The sequence below is a fragment of the Streptomyces hyderabadensis genome, from assembly GCF_020404845.1.
GTDB lineage: Bacteria > Actinomycetota > Actinomycetes > Streptomycetales > Streptomycetaceae > Streptomyces > Streptomyces hyderabadensis.
In genome coordinates, this window is the sequence record NZ_JAIOJZ010000019.1 from 54,832 (window position 1) to 69,381 (window position 14,550).

12 protein-coding genes are annotated in these 14,550 nt (G+C 70.4%); 3 read left to right on the forward strand and 9 right to left on the reverse strand.

Features of this window, described 5'->3' with window-relative positions; all coding sequences use genetic code 11:
- Positions 1 to 4: 4 nt before the first annotated feature.
- From K7854_RS16875 to K7854_RS16890, 4 genes are all read right to left on the reverse strand, one after another.
- A complete protein-coding gene (locus tag K7854_RS16875) occupies positions 5 to 1,549 on the reverse strand; it encodes a GMC oxidoreductase (protein ID WP_226027341.1) in 1,545 nt (514 codons plus the stop codon).
- Between the two features lie 311 nt (positions 1,550 to 1,860).
- The gene (locus K7854_RS16880; RefSeq protein ID WP_226027342.1) at positions 1,861 to 3,156 is read right to left on the reverse strand and encodes an MFS transporter; all 1,296 of its coding nucleotides are present in this window, start codon (positions 3,154 to 3,156) and stop codon (positions 1,861 to 1,863) included.
- Between the two features lie 351 nt (positions 3,157 to 3,507).
- Complete coding sequence (locus K7854_RS16885) at positions 3,508 to 4,758, reverse strand: ROK family transcriptional regulator (RefSeq protein ID WP_226027343.1); 1,251 nt, start codon at positions 4,756 to 4,758, stop codon at positions 3,508 to 3,510.
- 71 nt (positions 4,759 to 4,829) lie between these two features.
- Positions 4,830 to 5,855 (reverse strand): sugar phosphate isomerase/epimerase family protein, encoded by a 1,026-nt coding sequence (locus K7854_RS16890; protein WP_226027344.1) that lies wholly within the window; start codon positions 5,853 to 5,855, stop codon positions 4,830 to 4,832.
- Between the two features lie 130 nt (positions 5,856 to 5,985).
- Between K7854_RS16890 and K7854_RS16895 the strand changes: the two genes are divergently transcribed.
- Entirely contained in the window at positions 5,986 to 7,095 is a 1,110-nt protein-coding gene (locus K7854_RS16895) for a Gfo/Idh/MocA family protein (RefSeq protein ID WP_226027345.1), read from the forward strand.
- A gap of 126 nt (positions 7,096 to 7,221) precedes the next feature.
- Complete coding sequence (locus tag K7854_RS16900; protein WP_226027346.1) at positions 7,222 to 8,562, forward strand: MFS transporter; 1,341 nt, start codon at positions 7,222 to 7,224, stop codon at positions 8,560 to 8,562.
- Here the strand turns inward: K7854_RS16900 and K7854_RS16905 are convergent.
- Positions 8,550 to 9,830: an ROK family protein gene (locus K7854_RS16905; RefSeq protein ID WP_226027347.1), complete on the reverse strand. Its 1,281-nt coding sequence runs from the start codon at positions 9,828 to 9,830 to the stop codon at positions 8,550 to 8,552. The two genes, K7854_RS16900 and K7854_RS16905, sit on opposite strands and share 13 nt — an antisense overlap.
- Positions 9,831 to 9,873: 43 nt before the next feature.
- Between K7854_RS16905 and K7854_RS16910 the strand changes: the two genes are divergently transcribed.
- Entirely contained in the window at positions 9,874 to 10,785 is a 912-nt protein-coding gene (locus K7854_RS16910) for an IclR family transcriptional regulator (RefSeq protein ID WP_226027348.1), read from the forward strand.
- Here the strand turns inward: K7854_RS16910 and folP are convergent.
- The 4 genes from folP to K7854_RS16930 form a co-directional block, all read right to left on the reverse strand.
- Complete coding sequence (folP, locus tag K7854_RS16915) at positions 10,773 to 11,609, reverse strand: dihydropteroate synthase (protein WP_308112541.1); 837 nt, start codon at positions 11,607 to 11,609, stop codon at positions 10,773 to 10,775. The two genes, K7854_RS16910 and folP, sit on opposite strands and share 13 nt — an antisense overlap.
- A 77-nt stretch (positions 11,610 to 11,686) precedes the next feature.
- Positions 11,687 to 12,541 carry a bifunctional 5,10-methylenetetrahydrofolate dehydrogenase/5,10-methenyltetrahydrofolate cyclohydrolase gene (locus K7854_RS16920; protein ID WP_226027349.1) on the reverse strand — a complete coding sequence of 285 codons (855 nt, stop codon included), beginning with the start codon at positions 12,539 to 12,541 and terminating at the stop codon, positions 11,687 to 11,689.
- Between the two features lie 34 nt (positions 12,542 to 12,575).
- Positions 12,576 to 13,478, reverse strand: a complete 903-nt coding sequence (gene purU, locus K7854_RS16925; protein WP_226027350.1) for a formyltetrahydrofolate deformylase — start codon at positions 13,476 to 13,478, stop codon at positions 12,576 to 12,578.
- Complete coding sequence (locus K7854_RS16930; RefSeq protein WP_226027351.1) at positions 13,475 to 14,350, reverse strand: methylenetetrahydrofolate reductase; 876 nt, start codon at positions 14,348 to 14,350, stop codon at positions 13,475 to 13,477. Before K7854_RS16930 ends, purU begins: the two co-directional genes overlap by 4 nt.
- Positions 14,351 to 14,550 lie beyond the last annotated feature (200 nt).

Sequence of the window (14,550 nt, forward strand, 5' to 3'; positions counted from 1 at the left end):
GTGGTCAGAGCCGGCCGGCGAGGTCGCGGGCGCCCAGGACGCACAGGGCGACGGTCGTGAGGGTGGGGTTGCAGGCGGCGGGGGTGGGGATGGCGCCGTTGCCTCCGACGTAGAGCGTGTCGTTGCCCCAGACGCGCAGCGAGGTGTCGACGACGCTGGTGGTGTCGTCGCTGCCGAGGCGGGTGGTGCCCTGGTAGTGCAGGGACGCGCCGTGCGGCATGACGGCGGGCTCCAGGCCGTTGATGGGTTCGCCGAGCAGGGAACCCATGCGCTTGGCCTCGGCGACGGCGGCGTCGAGCCGCTGTCGGTCGGCTTCGGTGAAGGTGTAGTGCACCTTGATGGACGGCATGCCGAAGTAGTCGGGACGACTGTCGTCGAACTCCAGATGGTCCTCGTAGCGGACCTCGGCTTTGCCCATGAAGACCGAGCACTCCACGACCGATCCCGGCCATGCCTCGAAGGTGTCGTCGACCGGGATGGGGGACGCGTCCCACTGGGTGACCTGGCCGTGGAAGGGGAAGGACGGGTCGTGGAAGGGGACCCAGCTGACTCCGGCGAGGACGTCGACGGCGCCTTCGCTGGTCTTGCGAAGGCCCTGGGCGGCGGCGCGCAGGGAGTCGTCGAGCTGGATGGTGTTGGTGGTCATCGTGTGCTCGTTGAGGTAGTGCCCGAGCGCGGCGGGGCGGATGCCGGAGGCGCTGAGCAGCTGTGGGGAGCGCAGTGCGTCGGCCGCGACGACCACGAACCGGGCGCCGACCTCGTACTCACGGTCTTCGAGCCGGTCGTGCAGCAGCACTCCGTCCGCCCGGCCGGCGGTGGTCAGGATGCGCCTGGCGGCGGTGTCGGAGCGCAGTTCGAATCCGTCCCCGTGGCTGGTGAGGAGATCGCCGAGCATGACGCCGGGGCCGGTCCAGTAGCGCTGGCCGTCAGGTCGCACCTCCATGGCCAGCGGCATGGGCTGGACCACACGGTCGGCGTTGCGGCCCGGGTTGTAGTGGGCGCCGAGAAGGCGGCGTACGTCGGCGCCGAGCGGGGCCTGTTCGAAGGCGCTCTGGGTGACCTGGAGGAGACGGCGCGCGTCGGTCAGCGCGGCGTCGAACCGGTCCGGGTCGAGGTCCTTGGACAGCTCGGCCGCATCAGGCCAGGGGGAGGCGCCCGACCAGTGGGCGCCCATGCCGCCGACGTTGCTGGACAGCGCGGCGGCCGGGAAGCCGGTCTCGCCCTCGGCGGGAGCCGACGTGTCGAGCAGCCAGGTCCCGGGGCGGGCCACGAGACCGGCGGACCGGCCGCGGGACGGGGACAGGGCGCGGGCGACCTGCTCCTCGTAGTCGGCGGGGCGGGCCTGCGGGCCTTGGGAGGCGAACTGCGCAGCGACGCGCTCGCGCGGGTCGGTGATGGTGCGTACATGGCGTCCGGGCGGGTCCGACACGACCGGCCCCGCCTCGACCATCAGGACGCGCGCGGTGGGCCGCGCCTCCTTGATGGTCCGGGCGTAGGCCGCTCCTGCGGGGCCGCTGCCGACGATCACCACGTCGTAGGTGTCGCGCATGGGATTCACAGTCCTTCGGGCTCGTTACGGTGCTTCGGAGTCCCGTGCCGCCGTTCAGGCGGAACCGGGCGGACGCCGGCGAGGTCCGCGCCTCGGCCGGCGGTCACCGTGCGTCGGGCCGCGTACCTCGCGCAGGCCGAGGCGCTGGCTGCGGGCCCAGGCACCGCAGAAGAGTCCGAGGGGTGCGTGCGAGCCGTCGAGGAGCGGTGGAGCCCAGCGCGCGCCGTAGGGGTCCGTGGGCGTCGGGTGTGTCATGTGCTCCACCTCCTCGGGGTGTGCGGTGCGGGTGAGGGCTGCTGCGGGGCCGGTGGTCAGGCTTCGAGGACCACCGGGCGCCGGGCGCGGGGGAGGCGGAAGAAGAAGGCCCACACCAGTGCGGCGACGGCCGCCGAGGCGATGGGCAGTGACCAGATGGTGTTCCAGTCGGCGGGCACGCTGTGCGCCTGGGCGCCCACGGTCGCGTCATAGATCCAGCCGGAGGTGAGGGAGCCGATGCACTGACCGAAGCCGGACACCACGAGGATGAGCATGCTCTGGGCCTGGGCAGCCAGCTCGACGGGGGCCACCTCGTCGATGTACATGGCGGCCAGGACCAGGAAGAAGTCCTGACAGATGCCCTGGAGCAGCACGGCGGTGATGGCGACTGCGTGGGAGCCGTTCGATGCCTGGACGAACAGCGCGAAGCGCACGGCCCACATGCACATGCCGGCGAACAGGGCCCACTTCATGCCGACGTGCTTGAGCACGAAGGGGATGGTGACGATGAAGGCCACCTCGGACGCCTGGCCCAGGGCGAGGGTCCCGGCCACGTTGGAGAAGCCCAGCGCTCCGGCGTACGAGGAGGCGTAGGTGTTGTACACACCGAGAGAGACCGAGGTGAACAGGGCGCACACCATGAGCACGGTGAAGTTGCGGTGGCGCAGCAGCCGGAACGCCTTGGCTCCGACGAGGTCGCCGACGGAGAAGCGGACACCCTTGGCGGGCGGCGGCGTGTTGGGCAGGGTGAACGCGTAGACACCGAGGGCGAAGCTGATGAGCGCGGTGGCGTAGAAGAGATTGGGCGACGAGGACAGGCCGAGCCAGCCGACGACGGCACCGGCGACGACCCAGCCGACTGTGCCGAACACCCGGACGTAGGGGAACCGTCGCTGGTTCGCTCCCAGGTGCCGGAAGGCGATGGCGTTGGTCAGTCCCAGGGTGGGCTGGAAGAACAGCATGTAGACGAAGGTCAGGGTGAGGACGAGTCCCCCACCGCCGGCTCGCACGGCGGCCGGCAGGAACAGCATGGTGACGCCGCCGAGGAGGTGGGCGAGACCCAGCGCCTTCTGGGACGGCAGGAAGCGGTCACCCAGGGCACCCAGCAGCATCGGCGAGACGATCGCGGCTACAGCGGCCAGGGTGAAGGCGGTACCGATGACGGTGGCCAGCCCGTTCGTGGCGAGCACCAGGCCGACGGTCGCGAACCACGACCCGAAGACGGCGAACTCCAGCAGCATCATGACGGTGAGCTGGACGAAGAGCTTCGTGTCGCCGTTCGCCGGCGTGGCCGGTACGGCCTCGTCGGGACCCGCGGTGTCGGCGGAGGCGGCCGGCTCTTGGGGAGCCACGTTCGGCGGTTGACTTCTCATCATTGAGATCCTTAGACCGTTCACGTTCTGAACGTTTCCGCCTCCGTCGGGATTCGTGTCCGAATCATGCGGCGGGGGGCGGTCGAACGTCAGCGCTTGGCAGGTGTTGTCTCGTCCTGGGAAGTCAGGCAACCCGGGACCAAACGCGTATTCACCACCCGGTGTGCAGCGTCATCGAAGAGTTCTCGGCTGTCGATGATCTGTTCGCGGCGGCTCGCGCGTCACAGATGACGTCAGAGGCAAAGGTGGCGGAATGTTCAGGAAACGTTCCGTTCACCGATCAGGCTCGGCCATCGTCAGCCTTGCTGGCCGAGATTGTCAACGATTCCGTCAGCGACTGTTCGGTTTCTGAATGGTCTGCTGCCGGAGCGCCCATGCGGGCAGGGCGCTGGCACCGGTCCCCGTCTCGGCGAAAACCATGGCCACCCCGCCCAGCAGGGCCGCGTCGTCGCCGAGTGCGGCCGGCACGAAACGGATGTCCGGCGAGGCGACCTTGAGGCTCTGCACCTCGGCGGAGGACACGAGGCTGTCGAAGAGCAGCGGCCCGGCTTTGCTGAGCGTCCCGCCGACCGCCACGACACTGGGCGCCATGAGCTTGGCGGTGTTGGCGAAGGCACGCCCCAGGTGGCGGCCGGCCTCGTACAGGACCCGTCGGCAGGCCGGGTCTCCACGCCGTGCACTGTCGATGACCTGGTGCAGCGTGGTGTGGCCCCCACCGGAGGACTTGAGGGCATGCAGGAGGGAACGCTCGGAGACGAAGGTGGTCAGGCAGCCCCGGCTGCCGCAGAAGCAGACGGGGCCCTCGGGCTCCAGCACCATGTGGCCGATCTCCCCGGCCAGACCGTCACCGCCGCGATAGATCCGTCCGTCGATGACAAGCCCGCCGCCCACCTTCGCGGAACACATGGCGTACAGGAAGTCGGCCGCCCCCTGTCCCGAACCCCAGGTCCATTCGGCAAGGGCGGCCAGGTTGGCGTCGTTCTCGGCCCATACCGGCACGCCGAGTGTCTCCTGGAGGCTTTCGGCCACCGGGATGTCCCGCCACGCGGGCAGTTGCAGCCGCGCCCACGACGTGACCGTTCCCGTCGCACGGGCGAGCGGGGCCTGCACGGCCACCGCGACGCCCGCCAGGTCCGTGGACAGCAGCCCGGCCCGGGAGACCAGGGTGCGCACCATGTCGACGACGAGTTCCGGGTCGCCGCCCTCCTCCTCCGTGTCCTCCTGGAACGTGACCGAGGCGTCGTGGCGCGCGTGCGTGCCGAAGTCGAAGAGGGACGCGCGCAGCGACGTGACGTTGACCTGGACGGACATGACGGCACCCTGGCGGGAGACCAGGGCGACGAGGAACTCCCGGCCGTTGACCGGGCGGGTCTCAGCGATGCCCTCTTCCCTGAGGGACTTGACGATGCTGTTCACCGTCGCCCGGGACAACTCGGTGCGGCGGGCCAGCGCGGCCTGCGAGGAGGGGCCGTGCAGGCGCAGCGACTCCAGCACGCGGCGCACATTGCCCTGCCGTCCGCCCGCACGGGATGAAGCGGTACGGGTGGACGTCGTCGCGCTGTCGTCGTCGCCGTGTTTCACCCGACGACCATACGACGCCGTCCGGGCCGGCACGCCGGGGCCACCGTGCGGTGAGCGCCCCGGACCGGTGGTCACTGATTGCTGAAGGCGGAGTCGAAGGATGCTTGCGGCAGCGGCCACAGCGCCGCGCGAATCCGGCCCACGGCTTCGGCGGCGCCGTGCAGCCGGTCCATCCCGGCGTCCTCCCATTCCACGGAGATGGGGCCGGTGTAACCGATCGAGGAGAGTGCCCGGAACGCGTCCTCCCAGGGGACGTCCCCGTGCCCGGTGGAGACGAAGTCCCAGCCGCGCCGAGGGTCTCCCCAGGGCAGGTGTGAGCCGAGGATCCCGGCCCGCCCGTTGGGGCGCCGCAGGCGGGTGTCCTTGCAGTCGACGTGGTAGATGCGGTCGGCGAAGTCGGTGATGAAGCCCACCGGGTCGATGTTCTGCCACATCATGTGAGACGGGTCCCAGTTGAAGCCGAAGGCGGGGCGGCGGCCGATCGCCTCCAGGGCACGCACGCTGGTCCAGTAGTCGTAGGCGATCTCCGAGGGGTGCACCTCGTGCGCGAAGCGCACGCCCTCCGCGTCGAACACGTCGAGGATGGGATTCCAGCGCCGGGCGAAGTCCTCGTACCCGTCCTCGATCACGGCTTGGGGAACCGGCGGGAACATCGCCACGTACTTCCAGATCTTCGAGCCGGTGAAGCCGACGACGGTGTCCGCACCCAGACGGCGGGCGACCCGGGCGGCCCGCTTCATGTCCTCGGCGGCCCGTCGGCGGACGCCTTCCGCGTCGCCGTCGCCCCAGACGGACGGACGCAGGATCGACTGGTGGCGGAAGTCGATCGGGTCGTCGCAGACGGCCTGGCCGCCGAGGTGGTGGGAGATCGCCCAGACCTTCAGCCCGTACCGGTCGAGCACGTCGAGCCTGGCCGGCAGGTAGTCCGGGTCCTCCTCGGCCCGGGCGAGGTCGAGGTGGTCCCCGGACACGGCGATCTCCAAGCCGTCGTATCCCCACTCGCTCGCCAGGCGGGCGACTTCCTCGAACGGCAGGTCGGCCCACTGGCCGGTGAAGAGCGTGACTGGTTGGCGTGCCGTTCCGGGGCTGTGGCTCATGCGTTCTCCTGGTTCCAGAGCGTACTTAAGTCTATTCTGAGCAAAAGTATCGCTTGAATCAATCGATCGTTGTGCTTCTTTAGCTCGTATCAGTCGTTAGCCCCGGTGGGGGCGGAGGGAGAGGTGTGCCATGGACAAGCTCCGGGTCGCTGTCATAGGTACCGGCTTCATGGGGGCGGTCCACGCGCGGTCCGCCGTCACGGCCGGGGCGGAGGTCGTGGGGGTCGTCGGCTCCACCCCGGCGAAGGGGCGCGCCGCCGCAGAGGCTTTCGGTGCCGGCCGCGGTTTCGACTCTGTCGAAGACGTCCTGCGGCACGGCGTGGACGTGGTGCACGTGTGCACCCCGAACGCTACGCACGCCCGCTTCGCCCGTGCCGCGCTCGCCGCCGGTGTCGCGGTCGTGTGCGAGAAGCCGCTGGCCACCGACGTCACCACCGCGCGGGAGCTGGCCGCGCTGGCGGCCGAGCGCGGGGTGATCACCGCCGTGCCGTTCGTGTATCGCTACTACGCCTCCGTGCGTGAGGCGCGGGCCCGGCTTACGCGACCGGGGCACCGGCCGCCGTGGCTCATCCACGGCAGCTACCTCCAGGACTGGCTCGCCGACGCGCAGGCCACGAACTGGCGGGTGGACCCGGTGGACGGCGGCGCCACGCGGGCGTTCGGTGACATCGGGGTCCACTGGTGCGACCTCGCCGAGTTCGTCACGGGCCAGCGCATCACGCGGGTGAACGCCTCCTTCGCGCGCGCTGTCGCCGAGCGGCCCGCGCCCGACGGCACCGTGCGCCCCGTGGAGACCGAGGACGGAGCCGCCGTCCTGCTGCGGACGGACGGGGGAGCGGTCGGCTCGGTGGTGGTGAGCCAGGCGTCCGCAGGTTACAAGAACGCGCTGTCGTTCTCCTTCGACGGGCCGGATGCCAGCTATGCCTTCCGTCAGGAGACGCCGGAGTCGCTGTGGATCGGTGGACGCGAGGCCAATCAGGTCCTGCTCCGTGACCCGGGCCGTCCTCAGGCGCCCACCGGCCGGTCGGCCGCGCTGCCCGCCGGTCACCCCCAGGGGTACTACGAGTGCTTCGCCGATCTGGCCGCAGACGCCTACGCGGCGGTCAGGGGGGAGCGGGTGCCGGATCTGCCGACGTTTGCCGACGGGCTGCGAGCTGCCGCGATCACCCAGGCCGTCGTCGATTCGGCGCGGGACGGGGGATGGGCCGACGTTGCGACGGATGTGCCGCAGGCCGCCTGATCTTCGGGCCGGTCCGGAGGTGTGCCGGTGAAGAGCATGAGCAGGCCAATGACAGATGTCTGTACTACAGAATGAGTGACTGCTATACAGGACGCTCCGTCAGGCTCACTCAAGGAGGAGTGCCTCATGCCGAGCCGCGCCAGTACGGGCAGGATCGCTCTGGCCAGCTATATCGGAAGCGTCATCGAGTGGTACGACTTCAATATCTACGGCCTGGCGGCGGCGCTGGTGTTCAGCGAGCAGTTCTTCCCCGCCTTCTCCGAGACCAGCGGCACCCTTGCCGCGCTGGCGGCGTTCGCGGTCGGGTTCATCGCCCGGCCGCTCGGCGCGATCGTCGCCGGGCACTTCGGTGACCGCCTCGGCCGCAAGTCGATGCTGGTGCTCTCACTGCTCACCATGGGAGTGGCGACCACGGCGATCGGCCTTCTCCCGACCTATGAGGTGATCGGGGTGTGGGCGCCGATCCTGCTGGTCGCTCTGCGCCTGCTTCAGGGCATCGGGGTGGGCGGAGAATGGGGCGGTGCCGCACTCATGGCCGTCGAGCACGCGCCGCCGGGCCGACGGGCCTTCTACGGTTCCTTCCCACAGGTAGGCATCCCCACCGGGATTCTCCTGTCCCAGCTGGCGTTCCTGCTGATGACTCAGGTCTTCTCGGACGCGGCACTGCAGTCCTGGGCCTGGCGGCTGCCCTTCCTGTTCAGCGCGGTGCTGATCGTGGTGGGCCTGCTGGTACGGCTGTCGATCACGGAGACCGGAGAGTTCGAGAAGGCCCGCGAGAACCAGGACATCGCGCGCATCCCGCTGGTCGAGGTGTTCCGCCGGTCGCCGCTGCAGGTGCTGTCGGGCAGCCTCCTCTCCCTGGCCGGGCCCACGCTCGGCACCCTGCTGTCCGTGTACATGATCAGTTACGGCACGCACCAGCTGGACATGGACTCCAGCACGATGTTGTGGATCACCGTGGTGCTCAGCGTTCCGTGGATCGCCATGATGCTGGGCGCCGCTCAGGCGAGCGACCGGTTCGGGCGCAAGCGGATGTTCATCATCGGTACCGGACTTGCGGCCGTGGGTGTGTGGCCGATGTTCCTGCTGGTGAACACCGCTGCGGTGCCGCTCGTCTTCGCCGGACTGTTCCTGCTGACGATCGCGAACTCCATCATCAACGGTGCTCAGCCGGCCATGCTCACCCTGATGTTCCCGGCGGCCGTCCGCTACAGCGGCGCCTCGCTCTGTTTCCAGATCGGGTCGATCGTCGGTGGTGGGCTTGTGCCGTTGCTGGCGGAGTCGCTCTACACGCGTTTCGGCACGTCGAACGCGGTCGCCGTACTCATAGCGGGGGTCTGCGCCGCCAGTCTGCTGGCCGTCCTGCCGGTGCGGAAGGCCCTGCTCGACGTGGGCACACTGGCCACAGCGCCTGACACATCGCCCCAGGGCGAGAAGGAGGCCGACGCGATGACTCAGCGTGGGTAGGACGACGAGCCGCCGCCGGACGCGAGGGGCCCGATGCTCGCACTCCGGCCTCCACGTGGGTCCCCGCGCGGCAGCCACCGGCCGAGCATGTCGGGCCGGGTCAGCTCGTCGACCGCCAAAGTGGCCGCGCCGATGACACCCTCCTGGCGGTCGAGGCCGGCCTCGGAGATGACCAGTTCATCGGTGGCCAAGGGAAGGGAGCGCCGGGCCACGGCTTCCGCCACGGGGCCCGCGAACGCTTCGCCCGCCTGGGCCAGCAGGCCGGTCAGATAGACCGTCGAAGGGTTGAAGACGCTGACCAGCGTGGCCAGTTGGGCACCGACAAGCTCACCCGACCTGGTGATCAGCTCGGTGCTCACGGGGTCTCCAGCCCGGCACCCCTCGACGACGTCGGTGACGGTCAAGGACTCCGGAGTACCTTCCAGCCGCTCGGCCAGGAAGGGGCTGCGCCCACTCAGAGCCGCGGCACGGGCGTCACGGCTGAGCGCCCAGCCGCCGGCCAGGGCTTCGAGGCAGCCGAACTTTCCGCACCGGCACCGCAGGCGGGACTCCTCCGCGACGATCGTGTGGCCGAGATCCCCTGCCGAGCCCCGAGCACCCCTGTGCAGGCCGCCCTGGGAGATCAGTCCCAGGCCGATACCCGTACTCGCCTTGACCAGCAGGATGTTGTCGCCGGCGACGGAACGTGTCCTGCTCCAGACACCCAGGGCCATCAGGTTGGCGTCGTTGTCGACCCACGCCGGCACGTCGTAGTGGGCTTCCAGCCGTTCCCGCAGCGGAAAAGCGTGCCAGCCCGCCATGATCGGTGGCCGGACAGGGGTGCCGCGGGTGAAGTCGACCGGTCCGGGAACCCCGGCGCACACGCTCCACAGGCGCTCGTGGAGCTGCGGTGTCAGCAGCTCGCCGGAGATCTCGCGCAGGGTCTCCAAGGATGCTTCGGGACCTCCCCCGATGTCCCAGGTCATACGGCGGTCGGCCAGCACGGTGCCGTCGAGATCGGTCACGGCCACATGCAACTGGCTGGCGCCGAACAGCGCGCCGAGCACAACGCCGCGGCCGGACGCGATCCGAAGGGTGCGGGAAGGGCGGCCCCCGGTGGAGGGTGCTGTTTCCCCTTCGGTCACCAGACCGGCCCTGATGGCCTGGTCCACCCGTTGAGTGATGATCGTGCGGCCCAGCCCGGTGAGGCGACTGAGGGCGGGCCGGGTGACGGCCGTTCCGCCTCTGATCATGTTCAGCACGAGAGAGAGCGTCTGGTGGTCGGTCATGCGGTGTGGTCTCCAGGGACGGGCGACTCGGCCTGACGAGCTTATGGGTCACAAGACGCTCGATCCGACCGGCCTGGGGCGGCCCGTGATGCAGGAGCCCGTGAACGGCCCCGGCTCGGCGTGGGAAGCTGACCGTATGGAGAATCCACCCGACCGCCTTGGCGAGATGCCGCCGCTGAGCGACCGCGCGGCGCCGGCCTATCCGATCGCCTCGGTGGAGAACACCCTGCGCATTCTGCTGCTGCTGAGCGAGCGCAACCACTTGAGTCTCGCGGACGTCGCCGCGGAGCTGGGCATCGCGCGGTCGAGTGCACACCGTCTCATGGCGATGCTGGCGTACTACGACTTCGTGCGGCAGGACTCGGCGTCGCGGTTGTTCCGCCCCGGTGCCGCCCTGGTCGACGTCGGATTGTCCGCCGTCCGCGGCCTGGACGTCCGGGTGCTGGCACGGCCTGTCCTGACCGAGCTGGCCACCTCCACGGAGATGACCGCTCACCTGGCGCTTCCCCGGGGGCGGGACGTCCTCTATGTCGACGGCGTGGAAAGCCGCCGTACCATCAGGGCGGCGCTGCGCACCGGAGACACCTTGCCCGCTCACGTCACGGGGGTGGGCAAAGCGCTGCTGTCGACCCTGAGCGACGACCAGCTGCGCCAGCTGTATCGGGATGCGCCGCCCCAGGCCGTCACCGACAGGGCCCTCTCGGATGTCGAGTCCCTGCTCCAGGATCTGCGAACGGCCCGCGAGGCCGGCTATGCCGTCAACCGTGGTGAGAGCGAGCCCGGTGTCCTTTCCCTCGGAGTGGCGTTCAGCCTGCCGGAGCCCGGGATGTCCGCGGCGCTCGGCCTGGTGTGTCCGGAGGCGTCCGCTGATCCCGAGTGGGAGTCGCGCGTCGCGGCCCGGCTGAAGTCAGCGGCGGCCGAACTGGCCAAGGAGATGAGCGCCTACCGCTTCTGAGGCCCCGCCTCGGGCGCACCGAGTGTCCGGCCGCGGACACGCCAGGCGGCGCCGACTCCAACGGCGTCCCGGTTGGCCGGCACGTTGTGCACCCGGACGCCCCAGGCGCCCGACGCGGCGGCCAGCGCGGACACCGCCGTGGTGGCGGCGTCGCGGGCGGCGGGACGGGCCGGCCGCTCCGAGCCGAAGCCGCGAAGGGCGGTGAGGAAGGACTTCCGGGAGGCGCCGACGAGCACGGGCAGGCCGAGCGCCGTGATGGCCGGCAGCCGGGACAGGAGCGTCCAGTCGTGCTCCGGGCGCTTGGCGAAGCCCAGCCCCGGGTCGAGGATGAGCTGCCGCTCGTCCACACCTTGTTCGGTCAGCTCCTCAACACGTCGCACGAGCTCCGCCCGTACGGTGTGGACGACGTCCTGGTAGTGGGCGTGCCGGTGCATGCTGCTGCTCGGTGCCCGCCAGTGCATCACGACGTACGGCACACCGGTGGACGCGATCAGGCCGGGCATGAGTGGGTCTGCCAGACCGCCGCTGACGTCGTTGACCAGGCAGGCTCCGGCGTCCAGAGCGGCCTGGGCCACCTCGGCGTGCATGGTGTCGATGCTGACGCGGACGCCTGACCGGGCGAGTTCGCGTACGACCGGTGCGACCCGTGCGAGCTCCTCGGCCGCGGGTACCGGTCGGGCCCCGGGGCGGGTGGACTCGCCGCCGACGTCGACGATGTCGGCTCCGTCGGCGGCCAGGGCGAGCCCGTGCCGCACGGCACTCGCGGTGTCCGCGTGGACGCCGCCGTCGGAGAAGGAGTCCGGTGTCACGTTCAGGATGCCCATCACGACGCACCCTGCCGCACCGTGCGGTGCGGGCAGGGCATCGAAGGAGGGCATCGGTGACCGGGCGGCGAAATCCGTCATGAGCGGGACGGGCTCTGCCGCGCCGCTGCCAGTGTGTTGGCCAGCAGCATGGCGATGGTCATCGGGCCGACACCGCCGGGCACGGGGGTGAGGAGCCCGGCGTGGCCGTCCAGCTCTCTGGCCCGGACGTCCCCTTGGAGACCGCCCGGGGTGCGGTGGATGCCGACGTCGACGACCACGGCGCCCGGCTTGACATGGTCGGCGCCGATGAGGCCGGGCACGCCGGTCGCCACGACGAGGATGTCCGCCTGCCGGGTGACGGAGGCGAGGCGGAGCGTGTGGCGGTGGGCGACTGTGACGGTGGCGTCGCGCTGGAGGAGCATCCGGGCCATCGGCCGTCCCACCAGTTCGGAGTGGCCGACGACGACCGCGTGAGCGCCCCGCAGGGGGACTCCCTCGGTGTCCAGGAGCTTGAGGACGCCGGCCGGGGTGCACGGGCGCAGACCGTCGGCTCCGCGGGCGAGCAGTCCCGCGCTGGTGGTGGTGAGGCCGTCGACGTCCTTGCCGGCCGGGATACGGTCGATCAGAGCGCCCGCGTCCAGGCCGCCGGGGAGCGGCAATTGCAGAAGGATGCCGGAGACGTCCCGGTCTTGGGCCAATTCGTCGATGACGGCCGCGACCTCGGCCTGGGAGGCGTGCGGGGGCAACGCCCGGTGCACGTCGCCCATGCCCGCCTCGCGGATCGCGCTGCGTTTGGCGGCCACGTAGACGGCGCTCGCCGGGTCGTCGCCGACCAGCACGGTCGCCAGGGCCGGCACGCGCCCACGCTCCCGCACCGTGCGTGCCACCTCGTCGGCCACCCATGCGCGGATCTCCCGGGCGGTCTTCTTCCCGTCGATGAGAGTCGTCATGATCGCGTGTCCCCCTGGCGCGGCTCGGGGCGGGTCATGAGAAGACGATGGTGTGGTTGCCGTTGCGGATGACCCGGTCCTCCGCGTGCCACAGGACGGCGCGGGAGAGGACGGCGCGTTCGACGTCCGCGCCCCTGCGCTTGAGGTCGTTGGCGGTCTCGGCATGGGTGACCCGCACGACGTCCTGCTCGATGATCGGTCCCTCGTCGAGGTCCTCGGTGACGTAGTGGGCGGTGGCTCCGATCAGCTTCACACCGCGTTCCTTGGCCTTGGCGTAAGGGCCGGCGCCGATGAAGGCGGGCAGGAAGGAATGGTGGATGTTGATGATCGGCACGCCGACCTGCTCGATGAAACCGGGCGACAGGATCTGCATGTAACGGGCGAGGACGACGAAGTCGACGTTGTCCTTGAGCAGCCGCAGGTGCTCGGCCTCGGCGGCCGACTTGTCCGCGCCCATGGACGGAACGTGGAAATAGGGAATACCGAAAGCGCGCACCTCCTCCGCGACGTCCGGGTGGTTGGAGATCACCATCGGGATGCTGACCGGCAGCTCGCCGCGGCGATGGCGCCACAGCAGGTCGAGCAGGCAGTGGTCCGACTTGGAGGCGAAGACCGCCATCCGCTTGGGCGCCGACACGTCGCGCAGGGTGAAGTCGAGAGCGAAGCCCTGCGCCAGCTGCTCGGCGAGTTCCTCGCGCAGGCTCGGCAGCGCGGCCTGGAGACCGTCGAGGGTGAAGAGGGTGCGCTGGAAGAAGGCGCCGGTATCAGGGTCGGAGTACTGGTCGAGCGAAAGGATGTTCGCGCCGCGACGGCTCAGGAGACCGCCGACCGCGGCGACGATGCCGACCCGGTCCGTGCCCTGCACGACCAGCGAGGCGTGGTGTGCGGGTACGGGGCGCCGTGCGGCGGCGGCCGGGGCGTACTGGGTGGCGGTCACTTCAGTCCCTCCTTGGTGCGGAAGTCGTCGATCCAGGTGGAGGTGGCGTCGAGTCCGCCGAAGGTGTAGAAGTGCAGCTTCACCTCGCCGTGGACGGCGGCGTCGTATCGCTGCGCCAGGGCGTGGAGGAACCGGTCGGGGCCGGCCGTGCCCATCAGGTTCGTCACCGACAGGCCGTACTTGCGGGCGATGGAGGTGCTGGTGCCCACTCCGAAACGGGCCGCATAGGACAGCAGTCTGCGCACCCCGGCGGGGCCCGGCACGCCGACGCGGACCGGCAGGTCGACACCCCGCTCGCGCAACTCCTCGATCCAGGCGAGCACCGGGTCGGCGTCGAATCCGAACTGGGTGATGATGTCGGCGGCCAGACCCTCGGAGGCCAGGAACGCCGCCTTCTGTTCGAGCGCCGACCACAACGCGGCCCGCGGAATCTGCGGGTGCCCTTCGGGATATCCGCTCATCCCGATGTGCCGCACGCCGTACCGGTGTGGCAGCCCGGAGCGGATGACGTCGAGGGAGTCGGAGTAGGGCCCGTGGGGACGTGCGGGGTCGCCGCCGACGACGAAGAGATCGGACTGGGTGTCCTCGTCCCGCAGGGCGGTGAGGAAGTCTTCGAGTTCCTGCCGCGAGACCAGGCGCCGGGCGGAGACGTGGGGCACGGGGACGAAGCCGCCGTCCTTCACCGCCCGCGCGGCGGTCAGCCGCATCGACAGGTCCTCGTTGCCGAGGTAGGTCACGTTGATGCGGGTGCCCTGAGGGATGAGCCTCCCGGCGGAACGCAGTTTCGGCGTGTCCTTGCCGGTCATCTCCAGTGAGAAGTCCCGCAGCAGCAGGGCCGCACTGGTGGTCGTGGAAGAGGGGACAGTGGTCATCGTGCTCCTTGCTCGCAGAAGAGGCGGCGCGCGGGAACGGGAGGGGGCGGCTGCCACGGGCGGCCGGGGCCCTCTGCTCCCGGTCTGCCGCGCACTGCCCCGGACACGCCGAGGCGGCGACGGTCGGGCCGGCGGCACCGCTGTGTGCGGACACCGTTGCGCCGGCTCGTGAAGTCCGCCCCCTTCCGGCAGCGCGGCCG